This window comes from Sphingobium sp. SA2 (assembly GCF_032227065.1).
Taxonomy (GTDB): domain Bacteria; phylum Pseudomonadota; class Alphaproteobacteria; order Sphingomonadales; family Sphingomonadaceae; genus Sphingobium.
Genome location: NZ_JAPMXX010000006.1, coordinates 451,665 through 477,689 on the forward strand (window position 1 = coordinate 451,665; position 26,025 = coordinate 477,689).

General features: G+C 64.0%; 26 protein-coding genes. 14 read left to right on the forward strand and 12 right to left on the reverse strand.

What is annotated here, in order from left to right:
• Positions 1 to 84: 84 nt before the first annotated feature.
• On the reverse strand, positions 85 to 537 hold the full coding sequence (locus OVY48_RS09675; protein ID WP_037480090.1) for a peptidylprolyl isomerase: 453 nt from the start codon (positions 535 to 537) through the stop codon (positions 85 to 87).
• A 168-nt stretch (positions 538 to 705) separates the two neighbouring features.
• On the opposite strand from OVY48_RS09675, the gene mgtE reads away from it, so the two are divergent.
• The 11 genes from mgtE to OVY48_RS09730 all read left to right on the forward strand — a co-directional run bounded on the left by mgtE (position 706) and on the right by OVY48_RS09730 (position 12,342).
• Positions 706 to 2,139: a magnesium transporter gene (mgtE, locus tag OVY48_RS09680; RefSeq protein ID WP_313922696.1), complete on the forward strand. Its 1,434-nt coding sequence runs from the start codon at positions 706 to 708 to the stop codon at positions 2,137 to 2,139.
• Between the two features lie 31 nt (positions 2,140 to 2,170).
• Complete coding sequence (locus OVY48_RS09685) at positions 2,171 to 2,569, forward strand: DUF1489 domain-containing protein (RefSeq protein ID WP_313922697.1); 399 nt, start codon at positions 2,171 to 2,173, stop codon at positions 2,567 to 2,569.
• A 58-nt stretch (positions 2,570 to 2,627) separates the two neighbouring features.
• Positions 2,628 to 3,872, forward strand: coding sequence for a putative DNA modification/repair radical SAM protein (locus OVY48_RS09690; RefSeq protein ID WP_313922698.1), 1,245 nt, complete (start codon positions 2,628 to 2,630; stop codon positions 3,870 to 3,872).
• Positions 3,873 to 3,955: 83 nt separating this feature from the next.
• Positions 3,956 to 4,300 carry a hypothetical protein gene (locus tag OVY48_RS09695; protein WP_409593663.1) on the forward strand — a complete coding sequence of 115 codons (345 nt, stop codon included), beginning with the start codon at positions 3,956 to 3,958 and terminating at the stop codon, positions 4,298 to 4,300.
• An 81-nt stretch (positions 4,301 to 4,381) separates the two neighbouring features.
• Entirely contained in the window at positions 4,382 to 4,843 is a 462-nt protein-coding gene (locus OVY48_RS09700) for a hemerythrin domain-containing protein (protein ID WP_069065826.1), read from the forward strand.
• Positions 4,844 to 4,853: 10 nt separating this feature from the next.
• A complete protein-coding gene (locus tag OVY48_RS09705) occupies positions 4,854 to 6,257 on the forward strand; it encodes a UdgX family uracil-DNA binding protein (protein ID WP_313922700.1) in 1,404 nt (467 codons plus the stop codon).
• 80 nt (positions 6,258 to 6,337) lie between these two features.
• On the forward strand, positions 6,338 to 7,927 hold the full coding sequence (gene purH, locus OVY48_RS09710; protein WP_313922701.1) for a bifunctional phosphoribosylaminoimidazolecarboxamide formyltransferase/IMP cyclohydrolase: 1,590 nt from the start codon (positions 6,338 to 6,340) through the stop codon (positions 7,925 to 7,927).
• A 221-nt stretch (positions 7,928 to 8,148) separates the two neighbouring features.
• A complete protein-coding gene (locus OVY48_RS09715) occupies positions 8,149 to 8,481 on the forward strand; it encodes a UrcA family protein (protein ID WP_037473749.1) in 333 nt (110 codons plus the stop codon).
• Between the two features lie 178 nt (positions 8,482 to 8,659).
• Positions 8,660 to 10,195: an NAD(P)/FAD-dependent oxidoreductase gene (locus OVY48_RS09720; protein WP_313922702.1), complete on the forward strand. Its 1,536-nt coding sequence runs from the start codon at positions 8,660 to 8,662 to the stop codon at positions 10,193 to 10,195.
• A gap of 4 nt (positions 10,196 to 10,199) precedes the next feature.
• Entirely contained in the window at positions 10,200 to 10,607 is a 408-nt protein-coding gene (locus OVY48_RS09725) for a GtrA family protein (protein WP_037473745.1), read from the forward strand.
• Entirely contained in the window at positions 10,585 to 12,342 is a 1,758-nt protein-coding gene (locus OVY48_RS09730; protein WP_313922703.1) for a hypothetical protein, read from the forward strand. Before OVY48_RS09725 ends, OVY48_RS09730 begins: the two co-directional genes overlap by 23 nt.
• On the opposite strand, the gene msrB is transcribed toward OVY48_RS09730, so the two are convergent.
• From msrB to OVY48_RS09745, 3 genes are read right to left on the reverse strand one after another with little or no spacing between them, the layout of a single operon-like run.
• Positions 12,329 to 12,805 (reverse strand): peptide-methionine (R)-S-oxide reductase MsrB, encoded by a 477-nt coding sequence (msrB, locus tag OVY48_RS09735; protein WP_313922704.1) that lies wholly within the window; start codon positions 12,803 to 12,805, stop codon positions 12,329 to 12,331. The two genes, OVY48_RS09730 and msrB, sit on opposite strands and share 14 nt — an antisense overlap.
• Positions 12,806 to 12,823: 18 nt before the next feature.
• Positions 12,824 to 14,014, reverse strand: coding sequence for an ABC transporter permease (locus tag OVY48_RS09740; RefSeq protein ID WP_313922706.1), 1,191 nt, complete (start codon positions 14,012 to 14,014; stop codon positions 12,824 to 12,826).
• Positions 14,011 to 14,982, reverse strand: coding sequence for an ABC transporter ATP-binding protein (locus OVY48_RS09745; RefSeq protein ID WP_313922707.1), 972 nt, complete (start codon positions 14,980 to 14,982; stop codon positions 14,011 to 14,013). The genes OVY48_RS09740 and OVY48_RS09745 overlap by 4 nt, the downstream gene beginning before the upstream one ends.
• 43 nt (positions 14,983 to 15,025) lie before the next feature.
• Between OVY48_RS09745 and queG the strand changes: the two genes are divergently transcribed.
• On the forward strand, positions 15,026 to 16,051 hold the full coding sequence (queG, locus tag OVY48_RS09750) for a tRNA epoxyqueuosine(34) reductase QueG (protein WP_313924737.1): 1,026 nt from the start codon (positions 15,026 to 15,028) through the stop codon (positions 16,049 to 16,051).
• A 45-nt stretch (positions 16,052 to 16,096) separates the two neighbouring features.
• On the opposite strand, the gene OVY48_RS09755 is transcribed toward queG, so the two are convergent.
• From OVY48_RS09755 to OVY48_RS09765, 3 genes are read right to left on the reverse strand one after another with little or no spacing between them, the layout of a single operon-like run.
• The gene (locus OVY48_RS09755; protein ID WP_313922708.1) at positions 16,097 to 16,420 is read right to left on the reverse strand and encodes a hypothetical protein; all 324 of its coding nucleotides are present in this window, start codon (positions 16,418 to 16,420) and stop codon (positions 16,097 to 16,099) included.
• Complete coding sequence (locus OVY48_RS09760) at positions 16,407 to 18,245, reverse strand: carbamoyltransferase (RefSeq protein WP_313922709.1); 1,839 nt, start codon at positions 18,243 to 18,245, stop codon at positions 16,407 to 16,409. The genes OVY48_RS09755 and OVY48_RS09760 overlap by 14 nt, the downstream gene beginning before the upstream one ends.
• Positions 18,242 to 19,126, reverse strand: a complete 885-nt coding sequence (locus OVY48_RS09765; protein ID WP_313922710.1) for a hypothetical protein — start codon at positions 19,124 to 19,126, stop codon at positions 18,242 to 18,244. Before OVY48_RS09765 ends, OVY48_RS09760 begins: the two co-directional genes overlap by 4 nt.
• Before the next feature lie 198 nt (positions 19,127 to 19,324).
• Between OVY48_RS09765 and OVY48_RS09770 the strand changes: the two genes are divergently transcribed.
• Positions 19,325 to 20,206 carry a sulfotransferase gene (locus OVY48_RS09770; protein ID WP_313922711.1) on the forward strand — a complete coding sequence of 294 codons (882 nt, stop codon included), beginning with the start codon at positions 19,325 to 19,327 and terminating at the stop codon, positions 20,204 to 20,206.
• Positions 20,207 to 20,228: 22 nt separating this feature from the next.
• Here OVY48_RS09770 and OVY48_RS09775 read toward each other — a convergent pair whose 3' ends face one another.
• Positions 20,229 to 20,600, reverse strand: a complete 372-nt coding sequence (locus OVY48_RS09775; RefSeq protein WP_313922712.1) for a hypothetical protein — start codon at positions 20,598 to 20,600, stop codon at positions 20,229 to 20,231.
• Positions 20,597 to 21,262 (reverse strand): EI24 domain-containing protein, encoded by a 666-nt coding sequence (locus tag OVY48_RS09780; RefSeq protein ID WP_313922713.1) that lies wholly within the window; start codon positions 21,260 to 21,262, stop codon positions 20,597 to 20,599. Before OVY48_RS09780 ends, OVY48_RS09775 begins: the two co-directional genes overlap by 4 nt.
• A 138-nt stretch (positions 21,263 to 21,400) precedes the next feature.
• Here OVY48_RS09780 and OVY48_RS09785 point away from each other — a divergent pair, with 138 nt between their 5' ends.
• The gene (locus OVY48_RS09785) at positions 21,401 to 22,402 is read left to right on the forward strand and encodes an adenosine kinase (RefSeq protein ID WP_310227411.1); all 1,002 of its coding nucleotides are present in this window, start codon (positions 21,401 to 21,403) and stop codon (positions 22,400 to 22,402) included.
• Between the two features lie 39 nt (positions 22,403 to 22,441).
• Here OVY48_RS09785 and OVY48_RS09790 read toward each other — a convergent pair whose 3' ends face one another.
• From OVY48_RS09790 to tsaD, 3 genes are read right to left on the reverse strand one after another with little or no spacing between them, the layout of a single operon-like run.
• A complete protein-coding gene (locus OVY48_RS09790) occupies positions 22,442 to 23,968 on the reverse strand; it encodes a lipopolysaccharide biosynthesis protein (RefSeq protein WP_313922714.1) in 1,527 nt (508 codons plus the stop codon).
• 21 nt (positions 23,969 to 23,989) lie between these two features.
• A complete protein-coding gene (locus OVY48_RS09795) occupies positions 23,990 to 24,961 on the reverse strand; it encodes an NAD(P)H-dependent glycerol-3-phosphate dehydrogenase (RefSeq protein ID WP_313922715.1) in 972 nt (323 codons plus the stop codon).
• Positions 24,958 to 25,992 (reverse strand): tRNA (adenosine(37)-N6)-threonylcarbamoyltransferase complex transferase subunit TsaD, encoded by a 1,035-nt coding sequence (tsaD, locus tag OVY48_RS09800; protein ID WP_313922716.1) that lies wholly within the window; start codon positions 25,990 to 25,992, stop codon positions 24,958 to 24,960. Before tsaD ends, OVY48_RS09795 begins: the two co-directional genes overlap by 4 nt.
• Positions 25,993 to 26,025: the final 33 nt, after the last annotated feature.

A 26,025-nucleotide genomic window follows, 5' to 3' on the forward strand; every position in this document is an offset into this window, starting at 1 on the left:
CGACAGTGGGTTTGTAGACCGTCCAATCGCCCAAAAGAAAAGGCCCGCCTCCATCGTTTGGAGGTGGGCCTTTTGCTCAGCCGTTCAGGCGACGGTCGCCTTGACGATCTTGCCCGGCGTGCGCGGCGGCTCGCCCTTGGGCAGCGCGTCGACATGTTCCATGCCCGACGTCACTTCGCCCCAGACGGTATATTGGCCGTCGAGGAAGGTCGCATCGTCGAAGCAGATGAAGAACTGGCTGTTGGCGCTGTTCGGGTTGGACGAGCGTGCCATCGAGCAAACGCCGCGGACGTGCGGCTGACGGCTGAACTCAGCCTTGATGTCGGGCAGTTTGGATCCGCCCATGCCGGTGCCGGTCGGATCGCCGCCCTGCGCCATGAAGCCGGCGATGACGCGGTGGAACACGACGCCGTCGTAAAAGCCGTCCTTGGCGAGCGTGGTGATGCGCTCGACATGGCCGGGGGCCAGGTCAGGGCGCAGCTTGATGACGACGTCGCCGCCACTGTCGAGGGCGAGGGTAAGTGTTTCTTCGGCCATGATGATCCTCTCTTGCCGGGGAAGGGGTAGTGGCCCCCATATAGAGGCTATCAAAGGGGATGGAAGATTGTTGTGGTTGAGCCGTTCATTGCCGCCGCCCCATTGCAATTAGGCCGAGCATAGGCGAAAGCACCCCCATGTTACAGGAACCGGACAGTAGCGCGCGCCATGAGCGATCGCGGCGACAAGGCCAATGCCCGGCCCGATGAAGAGCTGATCGACGCGAGCGCGATCGATCAGGCCGAATCCCGTCATGACGAGGATGACCGGCTGAGACCCGAATATGTGAACGCCGTGCTGGACGCGGTGGAGGATGGCGATGCCGAGCGGGCGCGCGATCTTGTTTCGCCGCTGCACCCTGCCGACATTGCCGATCTGCTCGAACTCACGCCCGCCGACCGGCGTGGCGCGGTGGCGGCGGCGCTTGGCGATCTGGTCGGCGCGGAAGTGCTGTCCGAACTCAACGACTATGTTCGCGACGACCTGATCGGCGACCTGGCGCCGGAACAGGTGGCGGGATTCGCGGCCGAACTCGACACCGACGATGCCGTCGCGATGATCGAGGATATGGACGATGCCGACCAGCAGGCCGTCCTCGATGCCCTCGACCCCGAAGATCGCGCCGCGATCGAAAGCGCGCTGTCCTACCCGGAGGAGTCCGCCGGGCGCCTGATGCAGCGCGACCTGGTCGCGGTGCCCGAACATATGACGGTCGGCCAGGTGATCGACTATTTGCGCGATCATGGCGACCTGACCGCCGATTTCTGGGAAATATACGTCGTCGATGCGATGCACCGGCCGGTCGGCTATTGCCAGTTGAGCTGGATCCTCACCTGCCCCCGTTCGGTCGCGATGGCCGACCTGATGAAGCGTGAGCAAACGCTGATCCCGGTCGATATGGACCAGGAGGAAGTGGCGCTGCGCTTCCAGAAATATGCGCTGATCTCCGCCGCCGTCGTCGATTCGAGCGGGCGGCTGGTCGGCATGGTGACGGTCGACGACGTCGTCCACATCATTGCCGAGGAAGCGGGCGAGGACATATTGCGCCTGTCAGGCGCGGGCGAAGGCGACATCAACGAACCGATCCTGATGACGGTGCGCGCGCGCCTGATCTGGTTGGTCGTCAATCTGGGCACGGCGATGCTCGCCGCGTCGGTCGTCGGCCTGTTCGATGGGACGATCGAGCGGTTCGCGATGCTCGCTGCGTTGATGGGCATCGTGTCGGGCATGGGCGGCAATGCGGGGACGCAGACACTGGCCGTGGTCGTGCGTGCGCTCGCCACCAATCAGCTGACCAGTTCCAACACCGCGCGCATGATCGGTCGCGAATTCCGCATCGCCGCCACCAATGGCGCGACGCTGGGTACGCTGATCGCGATCGGGTCTTATGTCATCTATGGGCGGCTCGACCTGTCGCTCGTCTTTGGCGCGGCGATCCTCACCAACAATATGGTCGCGGGGCTGGCCGGGGTGCTGGTGCCAGTCACGCTGGAACGCAATAATGTCGATCCTGCTGTGTCCTCCGCCGTGTTCGTGACGATGATGACGGATTCGCTGGGCTTTTTCACCTTCCTTGGGCTCGCCACGCTTTTCCTGCGTTGAAGCCGCGCTGGTCTGTACCCAAATCGCGCCCATGCCGCTGCACATCACCAAGATCGCTTTTCGCAGCGAAAGCCCCGCCACCCTGCGCGCCTGGCTGGAAAGCCAGCCCGGCGAAGCGCGGATCACCACCCGCTATCTGCCCAAGCGGGTCGAGGAAATGGCGGGCGGATCGCTTTACTGGATTCACGCGCATATGATCGTCGGCCGCAGCCCGATCCTGGGCTTCGAGGAAACGGGGCAAGGCCGCCACTGGGTCCGGCTCGAACCGCGCCTCATCCCGGTGCGCGCCGCGCCCAAGCGCGCGCATCAGGGCTGGCGCTATTTGGAGGACAAGGACGCGCCACCGGACTTGGCCGATGGCGAAGTCGATGCCCGCGACGCCATGCCCCCTGCCATGCTGCACGAACTGGCGAAGCTCGGTCTGGTCTAAAGGGCATAAGCATTTGAAACGCTGGACTTGTTGCTAGAAAGAACATAGCACGAACGCTATGGTTCAGATGTCCACTCGTCAGAAGCTCGAAATCCTGGCCGATGCCGCCAAATATGACGCCTCCTGCGCGTCGTCGGGCACGTCGAAGCGGGATTCGCGCGGCGGCAAGGGCATCGGCTCGACCGAGGGCATGGGCATTTGCCATGCTTATGCGCCCGATGGCCGCTGCATCTCGCTGCTCAAGATCTTGCTGACCAACAGCTGCATCTTCGACTGTCATTATTGCATCAACCGCAAGTCGAGCGACGTGCGCCGCGCGCGCTTCACCGCCAAGGAAGTGGTGGACCTGACGCTCAGCTTCTACCGCCGCAATTATATCGAGGGGCTGTTCCTCTCCTCCGGCATCATCCGATCGTCCGACTATACGATGGAACAGATGGTCGAGGTGGCCCGGTCGCTGCGCGAGGATCATGATTTTCGCGGCTATATCCATTTGAAGACCATCCCCGATGCCGACCCCGGCCTGATGCGGCAGGCGGGGCTGCATGCCGACCGGCTGTCGATCAATGTCGAACTGCCGACCGAAAGCGGCCTCAAGCGGTTGGCGCCGGAGAAAGACGGCACCCGGATCGAAGGGGCGATGGGCCAGATGCGGACCGAGATGGAGGATAGCGGCGACGCGCGGCGCAAATATCGCCACGCGCCGCGCTTTGCGCCTGCGGGCCAGTCCACCCAGATGATCGTCGGCGCGGACGCGGCCGACGACCGGGCGATCATCACGCGGGCGAGCAGCCTCTATGACCGCCACCGGTTGCGCCGGGTTTATTATAGCGCCTTTTCGCCCATCCCCTCGCCCAGCGCCGTGCTGCCGCTCAAGCGCCCGCCGCTGATGCGCGAACATCGGCTCTACCAGTCCGACTGGATGATGCGCTTCTATGGCTATGACGCGAGCGAAGTGGCGGCGGCGACCGATGCGGCAACCGGTCACCTGCCGCTCGACATCGATCCCAAGCTCGCCTGGGCGCTCAACCATCGCGCCATCTTTCCGGTCGACGTCAATCGTGCCCCGCGCGAGGCGCTGCTGCGGGTGCCGGGCCTGGGCGTCAAGGCGGTCGATCGTATCCTCGCCAGCCGCCGCCATCGTCGGTTGCGGCTCGACGATGTTGCGCGGATGACCACCTCGATCAAGAAGCTGCGGCCCTTTCTGGTGGCGGCGGATTGGCGCCCGGTGGCGCTGATCGACCGGGCCGATCTGCGCGCGCGCATGACGCCACCCGCCAGCCAGCTCGAACTCTTTGCCTAACCACGACTTTTCCGGTTGCTTCCGAGTCGCGATCGTGGAATTCTTCGGCTTTCCGTTATTTAGGGGGTCGGGTCTTGGCGACGATGTTCGACAATCAGGCAATGGGCCGCAGCGGCGGCTTTGCGAAGCGGATCAGCAGCCATCTGGCGGCAGCGCTGGTGGTATTCTGCCTGTTGCAGATTTTCATCGTCGCGAAGATGGGCGGATCGCTGGTGCTGCACCTGGGCGTCATCGTCGCGATCGGCGGCTATGCCATCGCCGCGCGCGGACTGGAGCGGCGCTGGCAGATGCTGGACCACAGCAGCCTGTCGCGCAGCGGCCTGGCGCTCCGCTTCCGCCGCGACGTGGTGCAACTCTGGGCCGCCAGCCTGATCGGCGCGGCACTGTGGATTCCCGTCGCCATCATCTTCCGCGCCCTGTTCGGTTGAAGGCGTTCGGCTGAAAGCGGATCGGCGGGAGCCAATTGTCGTTCGCGTCGTTGTGATCCTTCGAACCAGGGAGGAACCAGCATGGCCGACATCACTATTTTCGATCGCCTGAAACAGGATCATGACGCGCATCGCCAGCTTTTCGAGAAGATGGCCAAGGCGGAAAGCGACGACCAGCTCGAAAAATTGTTCGCGCAATTCGCCGTCGAAGTCACCGCCCACGCCGCCGCCGAGGAGGAAACCCTCTACGCCACCATGTTGTCGCGCCCGGACCTGCGCGAAGATGCGCAGCATAGCGTGTCCGAACATAAGGAAATCGACGATTATCTCGAAGAACTGGACGGACTGAAATTCAACGGTGAAGCCTGGCGCAAGAAATTTGCCGAGATGAAGAAGCGCTACCTCCATCATATCGAGGAGGAAGAGGAAGAGATGTTCCCGACCGCCGCCAAGGATCTGACGGCGGACGAAGAGAAGAAGCTTGGCGCCCTGTTCGCCAAGCGCAAGCCCGCCGAACTGGAACGCGCCCAGGCAGAGGATTAAGCGAGACACCATGCACCGCGTCGCCCTGACCGCGCCCGATGATATGGACGGTTGGCGGTCGGCGGCGCGGCGGCTGGCGATGGCGGGCGTCGATCCGGCCGATGTGGTCTGGCAAGTGGGCGCTGCGCCGGGCGACCTGTTCGGCGACGCCCCGCTCCCGCCCGACACCAAAAGCAGCGCTTTCTCCGTCCCGCGCAGTTTCGTAACGCTGGCCGAGAGCGCAATCCTGCACAGCGACCCCAGCCGCTTCGCCTTTCTCTACGCCCTGCTGTGCCGCGTGCGCGCGCGGCCCGGCACGATGGAGGACAGCGCCGACCCCATGCTGGGGCGGGTGCAGGCGCTCGCCAAATCGGTGCGGCGCGACATTCACAAGATGCGCGCCTTCGTCCGCTTCCACGAGATGGCGGATGCCGACGGCCCCCGCTTCGTCGCCTGGTTCGAGCCGGACCATCATATCGTGCGCGCCAATGCCGGTTTCTTCATGCGCCGCTTCGCCACCATGCACTGGTCGATCCTAACGCCCGACATCAGTATCCATTGGGACGGCACGACCCTACGCGAAGGCCCCGGCGCCAGCCGCGCCGACGCGCCGCAGGGCGACCCGGTCGAAGCGTTGTGGAAGGGCTATTATGCCGCCATCTTCAACCCGGCCCGGCTCAAGACCGGGGCGATGCTGTCGGAAATGCCCAAAAAATATTGGAAGAACCTGCCCGAAGCATCGCTCATCCCCGACCTGATCGCCGGGGCTCAGCAGCGCGAGGCCGCGATGATCGCCACCGCTCCGACCCCGCCCAAGCGCGCAAGCAATGCCGCGACCGCCTGGGATGCCTTGCGCGCCGAGGCCATGGCCTGCACCCGCTGCCCGCTGCATCAGCAAGCGACCCAGACGGTGTTCGGCGAAGGCCCGCTGGCCGCGCCACTGATGTTCATCGGCGAACAGCCGGGCGATCAGGAGGATCTGGCGGGGCGCCCCTTTGTCGGCCCGGCCGGGCAATTGTTCGACGCGGCGCTGGCGCAGGCGGGCGTCGATCGCGCCCAGACCTATGTCACCAATGCGGTCAAACATTTCAAATATGAACAGCGCGGCAAGCGCCGCATCCACCAGACCCCGGTGGCGGGCGAAGTGCAGGCCTGCCGCTGGTGGCTGGACCAGGAGCGCGCGATCCTGCGTCCGCGCATCATCGTCGCGCTGGGCGCGACCGCCGCGCGCGCAATGCTGGGCAAGTCCGTGACGATCAGCGGGACGCGCGGTGCCGCCATCCCGCTGGAAGACGGCGCGGAAGGTTGGGTGACGGTCCATCCCAGCTATTTGCTGCGCCTGCCCGACGAAGACCGGCGGGCGGAAGAGCAAGCGCGCTTCGTCGCGGACCTGGCGATGATCGGCGATCGGCTGCGCGCCCTCACCGCCGACTAAACCCTGTATTTTTGTGGGCCGCACGCCTAAAGGCCTTGCGCGAACGCTTCCGTCCGACCCGCAACCTAGAAAGCCCCGCCATGACCGACTATCCCATCAAGCGCGCCCTCCTGTCCGTGTCGGACAAAGCGGGGCTCATCGAACTGGGACAGGCGCTGGGCAAGCATGGCGTCGAACTGGTCTCGACCGGCGGCACGGCCAAGGCGCTGCGCGACGCGGGCCTGACCGTCATGGATATTTCCGACCTGACCGGCTTTCCTGAAATGATGGACGGCCGCGTCAAGACGCTGCACCCCAAGGTGCATGGCGGCCTACTCGCCGTGCGCAACAACACAGCGCATGTCGCGTCGATGGACGAACATGCCATCGGCGCAATCGACCTGGTCGTCGTCAACCTCTACCCCTTCGCCGCGACCGTAGCCAAGGGCGCAGAACGCGACGAGATTATCGAGAATATCGACATTGGCGGCCCCTCGATGGTCCGCTCCGCCGCGAAGAATCATGAAAGCGTCGCGATCGTCACTGATCCTGCCGATTATGCCCGCCTGATCGCCGAAATGGACACGAAGGGCGGGGCGACCAGCTATGATTTCCGCCGGATGTTGGCCGCCAAAGCCTATGCTGCAACCGCTGCCTATGACTCGGTGATCGCCAGCTGGTTCGCCTTCGCCGACCAGGGCGTCACCTTCCCCGAAACGCTCGCGGTCGCCAGCACCCTTGGCACCACGCTGCGCTATGGTGAAAACCCGCACCAGTCCGCCGCCCTCTATCTGCCCACCAGCCCGTCGGCGAACGGCATTGCCCAGGCGACCCAGATCCAGGGCAAGGAACTGTCCTATAATAATTATAACGACGCCGACGCCGCGCTGGAGCTGGTCAGCGAATTTCGCGACGGCCCGCCGACTGTGGTGATCGTCAAGCATGCCAACCCGTGCGGCGTCGCCACCGGCGCGACCCTGATCGAAGCCTATGAAGCGGCGCTCGCCTGCGACAGCGTGTCGGCCTTTGGCGGCATCATCGCCGTCAACCGCCCGCTCGATGGTCCCACCGCCGAAGCGATCAGCGGCATTTTCACCGAAGTCGTCGCCGCACCCGATGCCGATGATGCCGCGCGCGCGATCTTCGCCAAGAAAAAGAATCTGCGCCTGCTGCTGACCGGCGACCTGCCCGATCCGGCGCGGACCAGCTTGCAAATCAAGAGCATAGCGGGCGGCCTGCTGGTGCAGAGCCGCGACAATGGCCAGGTGGCGCGCGACGCGCTCAAGGTCGTAACCAAGCGCGAACCCACGGAACAGGAACTGGCCGATTGCCTGTTCGCCTGGACCGTCGCCAAGCATGTGAAGTCCAACGCCATCGTCTATGCCAAGGGCGGCAGCACTGCTGGCGTCGGCGCGGGCCAGATGAACCGTCTCGAATCCGCGCGCATCGCCGCGTGGAAGGCGAAGGACGCGGCCGAAAAGGCGGGCTGGAGCGAGCCCCGCACGATCGGCTCGGCGGTCGCGTCCGACGCCTTCTTCCCCTTCGCTGATGGCCTGCTGGCCGCGGTAGAAGCCGGGGCGACCGCGGTGATCCAGCCGGGCGGATCGATCCGCGACGACGAGGTCATCGCCGCCGCCGATGAAGCAGGCCTCGCCATGGTCTTCACCGGCATGCGCCACTTCCGGCATTAATCGTCAAAAAGGTCGGTGCGGCAGGAACAGGCCAAGCCTGTTCACAAAGCTATGACACGGGTGCGAAGACATTCCCTTCGCACCCGCAAAATAACGGTTTTCCGCCACTTTTTGTCAACTGGCCCCTTTTCAAAGGCACCGGCGAGGCTTATTTACAGCGTGACCCTATTTCCACGCAGATGTGGGGCTGAAAAAAACAAAATGTTCGACAGGAGAATAGGATGAACAAGAAGATGCTGGTGGCATTCGCCGCCACTATGGCCCTTGCGCTGCCCACTATGGCGAGCGCCGGCAGCAATGACATGGATGTGATCGTCGACGGCCATGCGGGCACCGAAACCCGCTCGATCGCCGTATCCGTGGCGGACCTCAACCTGGCCAAGAGCCGTGACATGCGTCGCGCCGATTCGCGCGTGACCCGCGCGGCCAAGCAGGTGTGCGGCTTCGTCAACGGCTCGATCCTGCCTGTGACCGACGATTATCGCACCTGCTTTGGCCAGGCCATGGACGGTGCGCGCAGCGACCTCAGCAATATGGCCCAGCGCCAGATCTGATTGCCGCTTGTCGCCCTCCCCCACGAAGGGGACTGCAGGGGGCCGTTCCGCATCAGCGGGGCGGCCCTTTGTCATGGGCAGCAGCGCATGGGCGCTTTGCTTACACGCCATTAACCAGTCCTTAGAAGATTTCCTTCACTCCCGAAGCGACGAAAGACCATCGGGGGAATAGCCTGCCATGCTGCGTACCGACCAACATGTGGACGTCGCCATCATCGGCGCTGGCCCGGCCGGATTGACCGCTGCCTATCTGCTGACCAAGCAGGGCTATAGCGTGACGGTGATCGAAAAAGACCCCGTCTATGTCGGTGGCATCAGCCGTACGGTCGAACTGGACGGCTTCCGCTTCGACATTGGCGGGCATCGCTTCTTCTCCAAATCGCAGCAGGTGGTCGACCTGTGGAACGAGATATTGCCCGACGATTTCATCCAGCGTCCCCGGATGAGCCGCATCTATTATGAGGGCAAATTCTACAGCTATCCGCTGCGCGCGTTCGAAGCGCTGTGGAATCTGGGCGTCTGGCGTTCGACCCTGTGCATGGCGAGCTTCGCCAAGGCGCGGCTCTTCCCCAACCGCAACGTCCGCTCCTTTCAGGATTGGACCGTCAACGCCTTTGGCCACAAGCTCTTCTCGATCTTCTTCAAGACCTACACTGAAAAAGTGTGGGGTATGCCGTGCGACGAAATGTCGGCCGACTGGGCGGCGCAGCGGATCAAGGGTCTGTCGCTGTGGGGCGCGGTGGTGGATGGCCTCAAGCGCTCGCTTGGCTTCAACAAGAAGCCCAATGACGGCATGGCGACCAAGACGCTGCTCGAAACCTTCCGCTATCCGCGCCTTGGCCCCGGCATGATGTGGGAAGCCGCACGCGACCGCGTGGTCGAAGGCGGCAATCAGGTGCTGATGGCGCACAGCTTCAAGCGGCTGGAACAGGAACCGGGCAGCGACGGCTGGCGACTGGTGGCCGAAGGGCCGCAGGGCGATGTCGTGATCAATGCCGCCCATGTCATTTCCTCCGCGCCGATGCGCGAACTGGCCGCCCGCGTCCACCCGCTGCCTGCGACGCTGCCGGAAGCGATGGACCTTAAATATCGCGACTTCCTGACCGTCGCGCTGATGGTGAAGGGGGAGGATATCTTCCCCGACAACTGGATCTACATCCACGACAGCAAGGTGCAGGTCGGCCGCATCCAGAATTTCCGCAGCTGGTCGCCTGAAATGGTGCCCGACCCGACGCTGGCCTGCGTTGGCCTTGAATATTTCTGTTTCGAAGGCGACGGCCTCTGGTCGTCGACCGATACCGATCTGATTGCACTGGCGACGCGGGAAATGGCGCTTCTGGGCCTCTGCAACCCCGACGATGTCGTGGGCGGCGCGGTGGTGCGGCAGGAAAAGGCCTATCCCGTCTATGACGATGCCTATGCCGCCAATGTGCTGGCGATGCGCAGCGAACTCGAAGCGCGCTGTCCCACGCTGCACATGGTCGGCCGCAACGGCATGCACCGCTATAATAATCAGGATCATGCGATGATGACGGCGATGCTGACCGTCCGCAACATCGTTGCGGGCGCGCGCGTCCATGACGTCTGGTCGGTCAATGAAGACGCCGAATATCATGAGGCAGGCGATGAGGGCCAGATTGATGGGATGGATGCCGATACGCAGGCGGCGCTCGCCAGCACCCGCGCCGTGCCATCGCGGCTGAAGGCTGCCTGATCCCATGATCGACCGGCTGCGCGGCGTTGCCATGCTGGTCGCGCGCGCGACCTTTGCCCGCTATCTGCTCGCCAGTATCTGCGCGCTGGCGAGCGATATGGCGCTGTTCCTGGCGCTCGACCAATTAGGCGCGCCGCCTTTGCTCGCGGCCTTTGGCGGCTATGCCGGGGGGCTACTGGTCCATTGGAGGATCAGCATCCGCTTCGTCTTCGATACCGGCACGGGACCAACCCATGCGCAGCGCGCGGGCTTCGTCGCGAGCGCCCTGCTCGGCATGGGCCTGACCCTGCTCCTCGTCGGTGGCCTCAGCGCGCTCGGCCTCGCCCCGGCGCTTGCCAAGCTCGTTTCCATCCCGGTGAGTTTCCTCACCGTCTATGCGATCCGCACTTATGCTATCTTCGCCCGCGCCTGATCGTAACCGAGCGGCGCTCTTCGCGCTGCTGGGCTGGATGCTGTGTAGCGCGGTGATGCTATGGTTGTTCCGCGCCGATATCCCGACGCTGGCCTTCCGCGATGCTGACGATGCTATGCGGTTGGCGCAGATTCGTGACTGGGTCGGCGGACAGACCTTTTGGGACGTATCCCAGCATCGGGTGAACCCGCCGCTCGGTGGCCCGATGCACTGGTCGCGCATCGTCGACATGCCGATCATCGCGCTGATTCTGTTGTTCAAGCCGTTGCTTGGTGCCGCTTGCGCCGAAATGCTGGCCTGTGCGATCGTGCCACTGCTGTTGCTAGGCGGCCTGACGGCCGCCGCATTTATCGCCGCGCGCCGGATCGCCGGGCCTATCGTTGCCTTGCTGAGCGTCGCCCTGTTGCTGACGACACCCAGCATATTGGTGCAATTCACCCCTTTGCGGATCGACCATCATGGCTGGCAGATTTTGCTGGCCGCGATCGCTTTGTGCGGCGCGACCGACGACAGGCCGGCGCGCGGCGGCATCGTCGCGGCTTTGGCGCTGGCGCTCTGGCTTCAGATTTCGAGCGAAAGCCTGCCCTATGTCGCGCTGTTTGGCGCGCCCTTCGCGCTGCGCCACTGGATCGCCCGCGATCAAGCGCCACGCTTCATCGCTTTCGCGCTCACCCTGGGCGGCGTCGTCCTCCCTTTGCTGGTGCTGTTGCGCGGGCCGAATGCCGCTATGGCCAGCCATTGCGACGCGCTATCCTATGTCTATGTCTGGCCGCTGGTCGCGCTCGCGATCGCCACACTTGCGGCTACCCGGCTGATCGATGCATCCACCGCAAATAGCCGCCTCGCTATCGCCCTGATCGGCGGCGGTGCGGCGCTGGCGACCTTTGCGCTGACGGGCGGCTCTTGTCTGGCGGGCGATCCGTTCGCGACGATCGGGCCACTGGCCCATAAGCTTTGGTATCTTCGGGTCATGGAAGGACGCCCAATCTGGGAGCAGCTTCTGACTATTCGCGGCTTGATCCTAATGCCAGCCCTGCTTGGTTTGGCGGCATCACTATCTGCGGCACGCGCAACGCAGGGCGAGGCGCGGATGCTCTGGCTGATGATCGCATCGCTATTACTGGGCGCGACGGGCGTTGCCATCTTGGTAATGCGGGCATTGTCGGTTGCCCATCTCTTCGCCTTGCCGGGCATCGCCTGGCTACTGACGGACCTCTTTCGGCGACTCCGGGCTTCAAGCCACGCATTTATACGTGTAGCAGGATCAGCCGCGCTGGCGCTGCTGACCCCGGTAGCAATGTCGATTATATGGGTAATTATCACTGCGCCTGCCGACCCGAATGAAGAGGCTGGCATAAATTGCGGCGCTAGCCAAATTTTGGCACCACTTAGGACGCTGCCCAGCACAACCCTGTTTGCGCCGCTGGATATCGGTCCTCCCATTCTCATACGTACTTCCCATGCCATTATTGGCACGGGTCATCATCGTAATACCGCTGGAATTACCACCGTTATCCAGGCTTTCGTAGATTCGCCGGACAAAGCTCGCGCCATCATCACAAGGACGCACGCAACCTATCTCGTCACCTGCGACGGCCTCAACGAACTGCGGCTCTACGCCAAAACGAATCCCGCTGGCCTCGCCGCCCTGTTAGCGCGGGGAACCCCGCCCGCCTGGCTCGAACAGCTCCCCACCAAGGAACCGCTGCGCCTCTACCGTATCAGGCCGGAATGAAGCGCATCGCCACGCCGTTCATGCAATAGCGTTTGCCGGTCGGCCTTGGCCCATCATCGAACACATGGCCCAGATGCCCGCCGCAGCGCGCGCAATGAACCTCGGTGCGTGGATAGCCGAGATCAAAGTCGCGACTGGTACCGACCGCCTTGGGCAGGGGCGCGTAGAAGCTCGGCCAGCCGGTGCGGCTGTCAAACTTGGTTTTCGAGCTGAACAATTTTTGGTCGCACCCCGCACAGGCGAAAATGCCCGCGCGCTTTTCCTTATCCAGCGGACTGGTGAAGGGATGCTCCGTCGCCTGTTTGCGCAGCACATTATAGGCAAGCGGCGACAAGCGCTGGCGCCATTGCGCATCGGTCAGGGCAAAGGGATAGGCCGCTTCGGCTTCGCCCAGACCCAATCGCCAGAAACCCAAGGCCACCGCGCCGGTCGCCATGCCGGCAAGAAGATGTCGTCTGTTCATCGCACGATCCTATCCGCCCTAGCCTGTCGAAGGTCTGAACAACTGTTTCCACCAGCGCCCGCCCGACTGCATCACATGACGGCGGAACAGCAGCACGCCGACGCGGATGATCAGCCCCACGAACAGCGCCTGCCAGACGATCGCCAGCAGATGCGGCCACAGCGCATCATCCTGCGCCGCGCGCGCGATCATGGTGAAGGGCGAGCTGAACGGGAAGATCGCCGCGGCAATCTCCGGTGCCTTGCCCATATGGTCGATGGCGTAGCTGGCGAAGAAGAAGATCATCATCTGCCCCATGGTGACGGGCATGTTGAGCGTCTGCACCTCGCGCACCGTCGCCGCCTGCGCGCCGATGCCTAAGAATAGCGAGCCGAGCAACGTATAGGCCATCGCAAAATAGATGACCGCCAGAGCCAGGAACACCGGCCAGCCGACCGCTGGCACCGGCACCGCCGCGCCATTGCCGCCCAGCGCCAGGAAGATCGCAAAGGCCGTCCCGCCCCAGAAGGCGATACCGACAAAGCTCATCGCCAGCATCGCCATCAGCTTGCCCAGGAAAATCGCGTCGATCGGCACGGCCGCTGCCAATATCTCGATGATCTTGTTGGTCTTTTCCTCGACCAGATTGGACAGGATCATCCCCGCCAGCAGGATGGTCAGGAAAAACATCACGATCTGCGCCACCCGGCCGATCTGCAACCGTCCCTGCGCCTGCGCGCCGTTGCTGGTGGCGACTTCCTCGCGCTGCACCTGCACCATGCGCAGCGTATTTTCCGCCTGCGCCGCACTGGCGATCAGGCTGAGGTCACCCTGCAGCCGGTCCAGATCCTCCGCCTTGCCGGTCAACACCGGCCGCGCGACCGTGCCCGACAGGATCGCCACCACCGCCGAATCCGCCCGCGCCAGTTGCACGCGCGGCGCAGGCGTCATCGGCACCCGCCGCATCCGCACCAGCGCCTGATCCCCCATCCGCTCGGTCAGCCGCCCATGCGCCCGCTCCAGCCGCGCCGCCTCGCCCGCAGGCATGGCAATGCCGACTACCGGGCGCAGGTCGGTACTCGAAATCTTGTCGGTAAAGCCCGCAAAGACCATCCCGATCAGGATCGGCAGCAACGGTCCCAGCAGGAACAGGATGAAGGTGCGAGACAGCACGACGGCAGTGAAATCCCGCCGCGCGATCACCAGGGCGGCGCGCCACATCTCCCTCATGCTACCGCCTCCCGCTCGGCATCATCGCGCATCTGCTGCGCCGCCGCCGCGCCGGCAATCGCGACGAACGCATCATGCAGGCCCGGCCGCTCGATCGACAGGCTCTCAATCCCCGCATCGCCATCCAGCAGCGCGCGGAGCAACGGCTCGATCCCGCCATCGGGCAATGCGAAATGCCACGCCCCTTCTTCCTGGGTCGCATCGCCGGGCAACGCCGCCCGCCACGCGCCCTCGCTCGCCCGCGTGCGCAACCGCACCTGCGACCGCAACTGCGCGCGCGCATCGTCAACCGTACCCTCGAACCGGATGCGCCCGCCCGCGACGATCGCGACCCGCTCGCACAAGCGTTCGGCATGGGCGATGACATGGGTGGAAAACAGCACGGTGACGCCCCGCTGCGCCTGTTCGCGGATCAGCCGCTCCAACTTCTCCTGGTTGATCGCGTCCAGCCCCGAAAAGGGCTCGTCCAGCACGATCAGCCGCGGCTCATGAATGATGGTGCCGAACAATTGCACCGTCTGCGCCATCCCCTTGGACAATTGCCGGATCGGCTTGTTGATCGCCGCGCCCATGCCATGGCCCTCCAACATTTCGCGCGCCCGCACCCGCCCCTGCCGCAACGGCAGTCCGCGCAGCGCCCCCATGAAGGCGATCGCTTCATAGGCCTTCATCGAGGGATAAAGCCCGCGTTCCTCCGGCAGATAGCCGACCTGCCGCGCCATGCGCAGCGGCTGCTCCGCGCCCAGCAAACTGCGATGTCCCTCATCAGGATCGATAATGCCGAGCAAGGTGCGCAACAGCGTCGTCTTGCCCGCGCCATTGGGGCCAAGCACGCCATAGATGGTGCCCGCAGGCACGGCGATGTCGACCCCGTCGACCGCGCGGAAGCTGCCGAAAGTCTTGACAAGGCCATGGCCTTCCAGGGCATAGGCTGGAGCGGGAGCAAGGCCCGGAGTGTCGCCGTTCATGCCCTTGTGATAGTCTGGACCCGTGGCCGTGCAAACCGAAACCTTGGAAGAACGGCTAAAGGTACAGGCCGCGCAACTGGGCTTTGCCATTTGCCGCATCGCGCCCGCCGATGCCGCCCCGCAAAGTGCCGAGCGGCTGCGCCAATGGCTCGACGCCGGCCATCATGGCGACATGCTGTGGATGGAGGAGCGCGCCGACCAGCGCGGATCGCCCCAGGGACTTTGGCCGGACGTGCGCAGCGTCATCATGCTGGGCATGAGCTATGCGCCGGGGCGCGATCCGCTGGCGCTCGCCGATGTGCCCGACCGCGCGCGCATCTCGGTCTATGCGCAGGGCAAGGATTATCACGACGTCGTCAAGAAGGCGCTGAAAGCGCTGGCCCGCTGGCTGGTCGATCAACAGCCCGGCGCGCTCAAGGTCTTCGTGGATACAGCGCCGGTGATGGAAAAGCCGCTGGCGCAGGGCGCGGGGCTCGGCTGGCAGGGCAAGCATAGCAATCTCGTCAGCCGCGACCATGGCAGCTGGCTGTTCTTGGGCGCTATCTATACTGAGCTGACTCTCGTCCCCGACGGCGCGGAAAGCGACCATTGCGGCAGTTGCACCGCCTGCCTGACCGCCTGCCCCACCGACGCCTTCCCCTCGCCCTATGTCGTCGATGCGCGCCGCTGCATCTCCTATCTCACGATCGAACATAAAGGGCCGATCCCGCACGACCTGCGCGCCGGGATGGGCAACCGCATTTATGGCTGCGACGATTGCCTGGCGGTCTGCCCCTGGAACAAATTCGCCGACGCCGCCGCCGCCAACCGCGCCTTCCTCGGCCGCGCCGAACTCGCCGCCCCTGAACTCGCCGACCTGCTCGCGCTTGACGATGCCGACTTCCGCGAACTCTTCTCCGGCTCCCCCATCAAACGCATCGGCCGCAACCGCCTGGTCCGCAATGCCGCCATTGCGGCGGGCAATAGCGGCGATGTGCGATTGCGGGGGCGGCTGGAGGCGTTGGTGGGCGACGATGATCCGGTGGTGGCGGAAGCAGCGACATGGGCGATCGGGAAATTGTCGGACTAGCTGAGGCGGTAGCGCAACCTGCAGCACTCGATTGCGGCCGCATCATCAGACGACAGGATAGACATATTGTGTCAGCCTGGGTGCCGATTCGGGCGAGGCTTTGATGTCCAGCGTGCCGTCCCGCAGCGCCCAATCAAGCTCCGTCAGCAAACTGGCCATGCCGGGATCATCGCAATCGCGTGCCTGCGCTGCCATTGTGACGAGCAAATTTCCCTCTCCGCCGTAGACATCTGCGAAGCTTTGTGCCGGCATGTCGAGCGCCGCCATCGGCGGCGCTAGGCCCTTCGCTTGGGCCGTGCCACCTGCGCCTGCGGCGTCGAGCAGTGGCATGAAGCGTTCCAGAAATTCGGCATGTTCAATCGGCGGCAAAACGCGTTCTCCCGATTTTCTGACGCACCCAAGCGGGTTGCGCGGCTTTGCGGACCAGATATCCGCCGATCGCCAACATATCCAGATGCGTGTTGAGAAAGCAGTCGATGGCATCTTTTGGCGTGCATATGATCGGCTCGCCGCGCACGTTGAACGAAGTGTTCATCAACATCGGGCAGCCCGTAATGGCGTGAAATGCCTTCAGGATCACACCCGCTCGCGCCCCTGTGGCAGGATCGATCGTCTGTAGCCGCGCGCTGAAATCCACATGGGTCACTGCCGCAAACTGGCTGGTGACGGCATTTTGCAACTGCATCGGCGTATGATGCCCCTGAGCGCGCGCATCGCCCACGCCACCTGGCCCGCGAAACGCGGCTTTCAAATCCGCGACAAGCAGCATGTAAGGGCTGTCTGTCGGCTCTTCGAAATAGGTTGCGGCTTCATCGGCTAGGATGATGGGTGCAAAAGGACGCCAATCTTCGCGGAACTTGATCGAACGATTCACCCGGCTCAGTGTGTCCTTGCCGCGCGGATCAGCCAAGATCGAGCGATTGCCTAAGGCGCGCGGCCCAAATTCCATCCGCCCATGAAAATGCCCCACGATCTGTCCTGCGGCCAGCCCGGCTGCCACAAGAGCGGCGTAGTCCGCCGGATCGGGTACGCTTTCATAGATCAGCCCCGTGCTGTCCAGCGCGCTCTGAATCTCGGCGTCGCTATATTCGGGGCCCAGAAACCCCCCGGCCATGTTGTCGCCTGCGGGCTTCTGTCTTGGGCCGGCCTGTGTTCGCGCCACCTCAAGCGCGGCACCCAGTGCCCCGCCAGCGTCGTTCGCGGCAGGCTGAATCCAAAGCCCCTCAAACCCATCAAGGTCGCGCCGTAGGCGGCTGTTAGCCACACAGTTAAGAGCCACTCCTCCTGCCAGACAGAGATTTTGGCTGTCGCTGCGGTTCAGAGCGGTCTTGGCTAATGCGAGAACAACCTCCTCCAGCACGGCCTGCGCCGATGCGGCCATATTCATGTAAAAGGGCGTAATCGCGGCCGTCTCATGACGATGTGGCTGCTTGAACAGCATCTCGAACAAGGGCGAGATGGTGCTAAGATCCCGATCAAAACTGAAATAATCCATGTTGAGCGTGAAAGACCCGTCTTCACCGATGTCGATCAGTTCGTCCCTGATCTTTCCGCGAAACTCCGGCGTGCCAAACGGCGCCAGGCCCATGAGCTTATATTCGCCCGAGTTCACCTTGAACCCGCAATATTGCGTGAAAGCACTGTAAAAGAGCCCCAGCGAATGAGGGAATTGAATTTCACCTGTGGCGTGAAGACCTGTCGGGCCTCCTGACCAAAGTGTCGTTGTGGAGTATTCGCCAACACCATCCAGCACCAGAACGGCAGCATTCTCAAACGGCGAGGGGTAGAAAGCCGACGCTGCATGGGAACGGTGATGCGGTACGAATATGATGCGGTCGGTATCGCCCGCCACCTTTTCCAACTGACGCGGCAATAGCTGCGATAGGTTTTTTAGCGTTTCCACCATCTGCGGCCAGAGTCGCGCGCCCGACGGCAGCTTTTCCCGTGCCGTTTCAAGAATGCGCTGCACCTTGAGCGCCGGATTTTCGTAATAAGCCACCTTGTCCAGGCTGGCCCCATCCGGCAATTGTGACAGACAATATTGGATAGCCTGATCAGGAAAACGCCAGTCGGCTTTTTTGCGGGAAAAGCGTTCTTCCTGCGCTGCGGCAATGATGCGGTCGCCTTGCACCAAGGCTGCCGCCGAGTCATGGAAATGGGCGGAAATCCCCAGGATATAGTCTGTCTGGCTCATATGGTTTGCCCGGTTCGAACTGCGCTGCAAAGCGCGGTAACAAGCGGTGTGAGCCGCTCGGCATATAGTTTGTTCGCCAGCATATTGGGGTGGATGTCGTGCGGCAGAAATCGATGCGCACGATCATGCGGTGTTGAAATATCGCGCGTCTGCGGCAACCTGTTGCAGACAGCCGCGTTAAATCCGGCATCAAGAGAGTCCAGCAGCACAAAGGTCAGGGGTAATCCAACAGCTTGGGCTGTGTTCTGCACAAGTTCCAGCACAGCAAGTGTAGCCTGGTTGATCATATAATCATCGGGCAGGAACGCGCTGAAATTGACATCCCGAAGGGCGGGCTGCCAAATCTGCGGATAGGTGATCTGAACCTGCCCTGCTGCATCCAGCCGCGCAACCGGCACATGTTCCACCCCTAACTTATACCATTCGCGGCTGAGATATTGCCGCATCCGCTGCGGATGGGCGATGTTGCGAAATCGGTGGTCGCTGATGATGGCAAAGACCGCCGCATCAATGTCGCCCGCTGCAATATCGCGGCGCATTTGTAGCAGGTTTTGCACTGTGCCGTGGCCGCCGATACCACGGTTCAAAATACATAGATCGGGCAGATCGCGTTGCAGCAACGCCGTATAGGTTTCGTCGTCTGCAAGGCCGGTTCCATAGGTAAATGAACAGCCGTAAAATGCCACGCGAGGGCGCGTGGACCTATCCTGGCCCGGCACATGCCGCCAACCTTGGGGATTGATCGTCTGCAATATCCCTTCACGAAAACCGACGCGCACCGCATGGCCGGGCGTCAGGCGCCAGCCCAGCACAGCGTCGGGCCGAAACAGCAGGCGCGGTTTATTGACAATTTTCTGCGGCGTCTGACTGGTGAGGGCCATTGCATTCTACCTTTTGCATCTGGAGCATAAGCAAGAGCCAATTCTGATCTCATCTAGACCCGACAATTAGAAGATGAAAAGCCTTGATGTCGTACAGCATTGCATAAATCCCGATTTCGGCGCCGGCAGGGGTTCACTTCACACTCGAAAGATCCGTAAAGAAGCTCAACCACCTCGCCGCACATTCTCAGGGAGTCCATGACAGTGCTGATATGCGCAGAGCCTCTGGTGGCCATCGGTGGGTTGGGAGGCTCCGGCACGCGGGTCTTTGCCGCCACTTTGCAGGCCGCAGGAATCGCCCTTGGTCGACGGCTCAACAAACCGCTCGACAATCTTTGGTTCACCGTCCTTTTCAAACGAGCCGCATGGAGCCGCACTGCGCCGAACCCCAATGAAGTGGTCGCGGCGGCTGATCTTTTCATGCGCGCCATGACCTCGGGCTTGCGCGACTCCCTGACACCCGATGAACGCACCCTTTTGCAGCAACTGCGCGCCGATCTGCCGCCACTTGGAACATGGCGATGTGGCGCAACCGGTCAAGACGCAGACAGTCTGATCGATAGTGGGCCAGCAAACCTGATGGCAGATCAATTATGGGGTTGGAAAGAACCGAACACGCATATCTTCCTGCCGCAACTTGCCGCGCGCTTTCCGCACATGCGCTATATTCATGTTGTCCGCGACGGGCTTGACATGGCGTTCAGCGCCAACACCTGGCAGGCTAGGCATTGGAGCCATATTTACGGGTTCACCCAAGGGCCTGATACCCCGTTGCCGCTGCACCAATTGCGCTATTGGATAGCAGCGAACCGCGCCGCACTTGACTATGGCTTAGCGCACATGGGTGATCGCTTTATCGCCATTTCCTATGAAGAATACTGCAGGAAGCCCGAATGGTATTGGCCTCGATTGAGGCGCTTTCTGGGGCTACCGCCGACCATCTCCCTTCCGCAAGATTTGCTGCGTCCAACGACGATCGGTCGCAGCCGCGATCATGACCTGTCGCTCTTTCCAGCAGAATTGCTTACGCTCGCCGGCGCTGTGCAAGCGGACGTGGTGGCGTTTAATAGGCTGGAATGAAAACCGATGGAGATCGGGCCGATTATTTCGCGCGCAGCGCCGTCGCGCAGGCTGCCGGATCGACGTCCGATCCGGTCGGCGTCCGGGCGTCCACATGCGTCACCACCGGCTCTTTCCCCCGCGCGGGCGAATAGAGATAGGCGTCGAGCACGCAGCGGCCATTGGCGAATTGCAGTTTGCGCACCGTGGTTTCGCGAATGTCGAGCCGGGGCGTGCCGAACAATCGGGTCAGCGCGCCCGCATCCGACCCCATCAGCGGGCCTTGCTTGGCAAAGGCGCTGGCGGGCGGACCGGCGGGGGCGGGTGTGCCGATGCGCGGGACCACCGTGCCCGCGCCACAGGCGGCAAGCGGCAGCGACAGCAGCGCTGCCAGTGCAAGACGCAGGGATGTCATGCGGATTTCCTTTGGCCATGCAGCATATGCACCGCCATAGCCGCGCTCCAGATCGGTGCAAGCAGGTTGACCAGCGGCACCAGGAAGGCGATCGCCGACAACAGCCCCATCAGCCAGCGGCTGCCCCGCCCGATCGGCGGCAGCGCGGGATGACGCGGTTCGACCATATCGGCCATGTCGCGCCCCAGCAGATAGGCGTTGAGCGCCAGGAACAGCCCGATCGTCCCCACCCCGGTCACCAGCAGCAGCAGATAGGCGGGCAGCGCCAGCAAATTCCACCCCAGCGTGCGGCGCACCGAGGCCAGCGCATAACGTCCGCTCCGCGCCCAACCGACCGGCCGCGCCGTGGCGGCCGCATCGGGATAGGATTGGCGCTCGACCGCTTCGATGATGTCGTCGGCGAACAGGCCCATCACCGCCATCGCCGTCGCCCGGAACAACAGCCAGCCAAGCGCCACCACCGCCAGCGCGGTCGCCGTCGCTTCGGCCAAACCGCCCCCACCCCAGCCATAATGGAGCCGCAGCGCATGAAAGCCCGCCCATATGCCGCCGCCCAGCGCCGCGAAGATCAGCAGCGTCAGCGTCAGCGTCTTGAACAACAGCCGCAACGCCGCGCCATGGAAGAGAGAGGGGAAAGCGCGCAGCGCAGCGGTCAGGAACATGGGGCGACTATCCGCGCCCCAGCCATCGCCGTCAATCGCCCCCTCTCATCGCCGCCTCCATCAGCCCCGGTTGCACCGCACGGGCCGCGCCTATAGAGACGGCGGGATTTTCTTTCTTCTCTGACCCAAGGAATTTGCGTGACCTCTCCCGCCCCCACATTGGATGTCGTCGCCATCGGCAACGCCATCGTCGACGTTCTGGCGCGCAGCGATGACGCCTTCCTCGCCGAACATGCGCTGACCAAGGGCGGTATGCAGTTGATCGACGCCGACATGGCGGAAAGCCTTTATGCCGACATGGGCCAGGCCAAGGAAATCAGCGGCGGATCGGCCGCCAACACGCTGGCGGGCCTGGCCGCGCTCGGCAAAAGCTGCGGCTTCATCGGCCAGGTCAATGACGACCAGTTGGGCGACGTGTTCGCGCATGACGTCCGCGCGCTCGGCATCCGGTTCGACACGCCCGCCGCCACCGGCGATATCCCAACCGCGCGCTGCCTGATCCTGGTGACGCCCGATGCGCAGCGCACGATGAACACCTTCCTGGGCGCCTCGCAATTCCTGCCCGAAGCGGCGCTCGACCTCGACCTCATCCGCTCGGCCGGCATCCTCTATCTCGAAGGTTATCTCTGGGATCCCGAACAGCCGCGCGCCGCGATGCGCGCCGCAATCGACGCTGCACGCGGTGCCGGGCGCAAGGTCGCCTTCACCCTGTCCGACAATTTCGTGATCGACCGCCACCGCGCCGATTTCCTCGACCTGATCGACAATGGCCAGATCGACATCCTCTTCTCGAACGAGGGCGAAATCCAATCGCTCGCCGCGGTCGAGGGCTTCGACAAGGCGCTGGCGCTGTTCGCGGGCAAGGTGCCGGTGCTGGTCTCGACCCGCAGTGAAAAGGGCGCGGTCGCGATCGTCGATGGCGTCCGTTACGAAGCGCCCGCCGCGCCGGTGACGGAGATCATCGACACCACCGGCGCGGGCGACCTGTTCGCCGCAGGCTTCCTGGCCGCCCATATCGACGGGCGCGGGGTTGAGGATTGCCTGGCGCTGGGTGCCGCCGCCGCCGCCGAAGTCATCTCCCACTGGGGCGCCCGCCCGGAAGCCGACCTCGGCATCATCCGCGACAAACTCTTCGCCTGACCGAACAGAAAAACGGAGGGGTGTTGCCCCTCCGTCCGTTCAATCCACCTTTTTCTTCCGAAACAGCGCCCGGTCTTCGGAGCCAAAGCCCCAGCGCCAGATGACGAAGCCATAGGCCCCCAAAATCACCCAAATGCCGACCGCCAGCTCGACCCATTCGAACCGGGGCGGCAGGGCAGTGACCGCGGCACCCACCAAACTGGCGACCGCCGCCGCGCTCAGCAGCGACCAGCGCCAGGCATTGATCGGCGCACCCAGCAAGCGCGAGAGCAACCGCGCCTTGACGAACGCCCCGATGCCCAGCGACAGGCACAGCGCCAGCGCCGGTGCCGCCGCCAGCCACATCGGCGGCAATTCTATCGCGCGCGCGCCCAGGATTAGCGCGAAACTGAACCCCGCCTGGCACCCGATCATGCCTAGCGAGATCATCAGATTGCGGTGCCGGGCAATATAGACCAGCGCCGATTCGCTGACGACCGCCGTCGCCGCAATGACCTCCGCCAGCAGCAGGAAGCCCAACGCCCCGGTGCCCGCGACGAAATTGGGACCGACCAGCCCCATCACCGCTTCGCCCGGAATGGCGAGCGCGAGCGCAATCCCCGCCTGCGCCGCGATGATCCAGAAACCCACCTGGCTCACCTGCCGCGCAATGCCGACCAGGTTGTTTTCGGCCAGATTGCGGGTGATAACCGGCCCCAATATCGGATCGAAACTGGTCTTGAGCTTTTGCGGCAACGACGCGACCTGCTGCGCGACATAATAGACGCCGATCACCGCCGGGCTGACGAACAGCCCCAATATCGCCATGTCCAACCGGCGCGACCCCCACTCGACGCCATCGGCGGCCGCCAGCGGCAGGTTGCGCCGGGCCATCCGCCACAATCGCGGAAAATTGGGTCGCCAGCCCGTTGGCAAGCCATAATGGCGCACCATCGGGATCAGCGAGGCGATCAACGCCGCGCTCATCGCCATGGCATAGGCCATGATCAGGCCGTCCCGCCGGGAGTAGAAGGAAAAGGCAAAGACCGCGATGCTGATCGTCCAGGGCTCGATGATCGCCCGCGCCCGCACCGTCGCGCCGACATCGAACCGATAGGCGCAGGCCGCCAGCGCCACGTCGGACCCGGCAACCGCGATCACGATCAGCGCCAGCAACCGGTCGAGGCCATTAATGCCGCTATTGGGGAACATCGCCTGCGGAAAGACGAGCAACAGCGCCGCGCCCAGCAGCGACGCGGTCAGCGTCAGCACCATCGCATCGGTCACGACATGATTATGCGGCCGTTCGGTCTGGCTGAGCGCGCCCGCCAGCCCGCGCTTCAGCCCCAGCGTGGCGAGCTGCGCGACGAATTCCACCACCAGCACGGCGTAGGCGAAACGGCCCAGCGCTTCGGCACCATAGACGCGCCCGGCGATGAACAGGAAGGGCAGCCGCGCCGCGAGCCGCAGCAGGAAGCCGAAGATATTGGTCCGCCCGCCTTTGGCCAGGGCGGCGATATCATCCTGATCGCTCTGCGCGACGGCAGCGGGCGATAGGGACGGACCCGTGGGATTATCTGTAGACAATATAGGGCTGCGGCGCGGCGGCTATTCGGGACGCAACGGACGCGCGAGCAGCGCGTCGATGACCTGGGCGAGCGGCACGGCGTCGGCCAGCAGTGCGCACACCGCGTCCACCACCGGCATTTCGACCCCTGCCGCGTGCGCCGCGGCGCGCAACACTGGCGCAGTGAACGCGCCTTCGGCCACGGTGCGGCGGTTGGCGAGCAGGTCGGCGGCGGCCTGTCCCTCGCCCAGCCCCTTGCCCAGCGAAAAGTTACGCGAATTGGTGGAGGAGCAGGTGAGGACAAGATCGCCCAGTCCCGACAGCCCGCCCAGCGTCTCCGCCCGCGCGCCGCGCGCCAGGCCAAAGCGCGTCATTTCGGCAAAACCGCGACTGATCAGCGCCGCCCGCGCGTTGAGGCCCAGCCCCGCGCCCTCGGCCACGCCACAGGCGATCGCCAGCACATTCTTGACCGCGCCGCCAATCTCCGCGCCGATCACATCGTCGGACAGATAGGGGCGGAAAGCCGGTCGGGCGATCCGCGCCGCCAGCCGTTCGCCAAGCGTCCGGTCCTCGCAGGCCAGCGTGATTGCGGTCGGCAAGCCGCGCGCCACTTCATGCGCAAAGGTCGGGCCGGACAGCACGGCGATCGGCGATTGGGGCTGCGCCTGTTGCGCGACTTCCGACATCAGCAGGCTGGTGCCCGCCTCTATCCCCTTGGAACAGAGCAGCAGCGGCACGCCTGCCGGTGCCTGCGCCACGACGCTGCGCAGATGCTGGGCGGGGCTGACCACCAGCAACAGGTCGCAATCCGCCATATCCGCCATCGCGCCGGTCGCGGCGATCGAGGGCGAGAGCGGGATGCCCGGCAGATAGAGCGGATTTTCCTGCGACCCATTGACCGCGTCGACCACCTCGGTCTCCAGCGCCCATAGCCGCACCGTCTGCCCGTCGGCGGCTAGTAATTGTGCCAGCGCCGTGCCCCAGGCTCCTGCTCCGATGACCCCCGCCTTCATGCCTTCACTCCCGCTCCGCGCGCCTTTTCCGCTGCCGGGTCGAGCGGCCAGCGCGGCCGGGCGGGGAAAGTCAGATCATCGACCAGCCCCACCGCATAGCGCTCTGCCCCGGCCCAGGCGATCATTGCCGCATTGTCGGTACAAAGCCAGAGCGGCGGCGCGACGAAGGGCAGGTCATGCTCGGTCGCCAGTGCTTCGAGCGCGCCGCGAATCGCCTGGTTGGCGGCGACGCCCCCGGCTACAACCAGCGCCGTCACAGGCTCGCCCGACCCCAGCGCGCAGCGGGTGCGGTCGATCAGGCAGTCTATCACTGCCTGCTGGAAGCTCGCGGCGATATCCTGCGTCGAATAATGTCCAGACTGGACCGCGCGCATCACCGCGCTTTTAAGACCTGCGAAGGAAAAATGCGGCTCGGCCGTGCCGACCAGCGGGCGGGGCAGCGGCACCGCCTTCGCATTGCCCAGCGCGGCGGCCCTTTCGACCAGCGGCCCGCCGGGATAGCCCAGACCCAACAGCTTGGCGGTCTTGTCGAACGCTTCGCCCGCCGCATCGTCGATCGTCGTCGCCAGCCGCGCATAATCGCCCGGCCCGCGCACGAGCAAAATCTGGCAATGGCCGCCCGATACCAGCAGCAGCATATAGGGAAATTGCAGCGTCCGGTCGGCGAGGCGCGGCGAGAGCGCATGGCCCTCCAGATGATTGACCGCGATCAGGGGCTTGCCCGCCGCATGGGCCAGAGCCTTGCCGGTGACGAGGCCCACCATCACGCCGCCGATCAACCCCGGTCCGGCGGTCGCGGCGATCACATCGACATCAGCCAAGGTCATTTCCGCATCCGCCAGCGCCGCCGCGATCAGGGGGGTGAGCGCCTCGACATGCGCGCGCGCCGCGATTTCGGGCACGACGCCGCCATAGGGGCGATGCGCTTCCTCTTGCGTCGCCAGGCGATGGGCCAATATCCGCCCGTCGGCCGTCACCAGCGCCGCTGCGGTTTCATCGCAGCTCGATTCCAGGCCAAGGATGATTGTCATTGCCGCTTCCATCTAAAGCCCGTGGTCATTAGA

Excerpts from the sequence above, each read along its gene's own strand:
- OVY48_RS09765 (WP_313922710.1), bottom strand. The coding sequence starts at position 19,126 with ATGGCCCTCACCAGTCAGACGCCGCAGAAAATTGTCAATAAACCGCGC.
- OVY48_RS09715 (WP_037473749.1), top strand. The coding sequence starts at position 8,149 with ATGAACAAGAAGATGCTGGTGGCATTCGCCGCCACTATGGCCCTTGCG.
- OVY48_RS09740 (WP_313922706.1), bottom strand. The coding sequence starts at position 14,014 with ATGAGGGAGATGTGGCGCGCCGCCCTGGTGATCGCGCGGCGGGATTTC.
- OVY48_RS09745 (WP_313922707.1), bottom strand. The coding sequence starts at position 14,982 with ATGAACGGCGACACTCCGGGCCTTGCTCCCGCTCCAGCCTATGCCCTG.
- OVY48_RS09695 (WP_409593663.1), top strand. The coding sequence starts at position 3,956 with ATGTTCGACAATCAGGCAATGGGCCGCAGCGGCGGCTTTGCGAAGCGG.
- OVY48_RS09730 (WP_313922703.1), top strand. The coding sequence starts at position 10,585 with ATGCTATCTTCGCCCGCGCCTGATCGTAACCGAGCGGCGCTCTTCGCG.
- OVY48_RS09685 (WP_313922697.1), top strand. The coding sequence starts at position 2,171 with ATGCCGCTGCACATCACCAAGATCGCTTTTCGCAGCGAAAGCCCCGCC.
- OVY48_RS09780 (WP_313922713.1), bottom strand. The coding sequence starts at position 21,262 with ATGTTCCTGACCGCTGCGCTGCGCGCTTTCCCCTCTCTCTTCCATGGC.
- OVY48_RS09775 (WP_313922712.1), bottom strand. The coding sequence starts at position 20,600 with ATGACATCCCTGCGTCTTGCACTGGCAGCGCTGCTGTCGCTGCCGCTT.
- OVY48_RS09795 (WP_313922715.1), bottom strand. The coding sequence starts at position 24,961 with ATGAAGGCGGGGGTCATCGGAGCAGGAGCCTGGGGCACGGCGCTGGCA.
- mgtE (WP_313922696.1), top strand. The coding sequence starts at position 706 with ATGAGCGATCGCGGCGACAAGGCCAATGCCCGGCCCGATGAAGAGCTG.
- OVY48_RS09770 (WP_313922711.1), top strand. The coding sequence starts at position 19,325 with ATGACAGTGCTGATATGCGCAGAGCCTCTGGTGGCCATCGGTGGGTTG.
- OVY48_RS09675 (WP_037480090.1), bottom strand. The coding sequence starts at position 537 with ATGGCCGAAGAAACACTTACCCTCGCCCTCGACAGTGGCGGCGACGTC.
- OVY48_RS09705 (WP_313922700.1), top strand. The coding sequence starts at position 4,854 with ATGCACCGCGTCGCCCTGACCGCGCCCGATGATATGGACGGTTGGCGG.
- purH (WP_313922701.1), top strand. The coding sequence starts at position 6,338 with ATGACCGACTATCCCATCAAGCGCGCCCTCCTGTCCGTGTCGGACAAA.
- OVY48_RS09725 (WP_037473745.1), top strand. The coding sequence starts at position 10,200 with ATGATCGACCGGCTGCGCGGCGTTGCCATGCTGGTCGCGCGCGCGACC.
- OVY48_RS09760 (WP_313922709.1), bottom strand. The coding sequence starts at position 18,245 with ATGAGCCAGACAGACTATATCCTGGGGATTTCCGCCCATTTCCATGAC.
- OVY48_RS09700 (WP_069065826.1), top strand. The coding sequence starts at position 4,382 with ATGGCCGACATCACTATTTTCGATCGCCTGAAACAGGATCATGACGCG.
- OVY48_RS09720 (WP_313922702.1), top strand. The coding sequence starts at position 8,660 with ATGCTGCGTACCGACCAACATGTGGACGTCGCCATCATCGGCGCTGGC.
- OVY48_RS09690 (WP_313922698.1), top strand. The coding sequence starts at position 2,628 with ATGGTTCAGATGTCCACTCGTCAGAAGCTCGAAATCCTGGCCGATGCC.
- msrB (WP_313922704.1), bottom strand. The coding sequence starts at position 12,805 with ATGAACAGACGACATCTTCTTGCCGGCATGGCGACCGGCGCGGTGGCC.
- tsaD (WP_313922716.1), bottom strand. The coding sequence starts at position 25,992 with ATGACAATCATCCTTGGCCTGGAATCGAGCTGCGATGAAACCGCAGCG.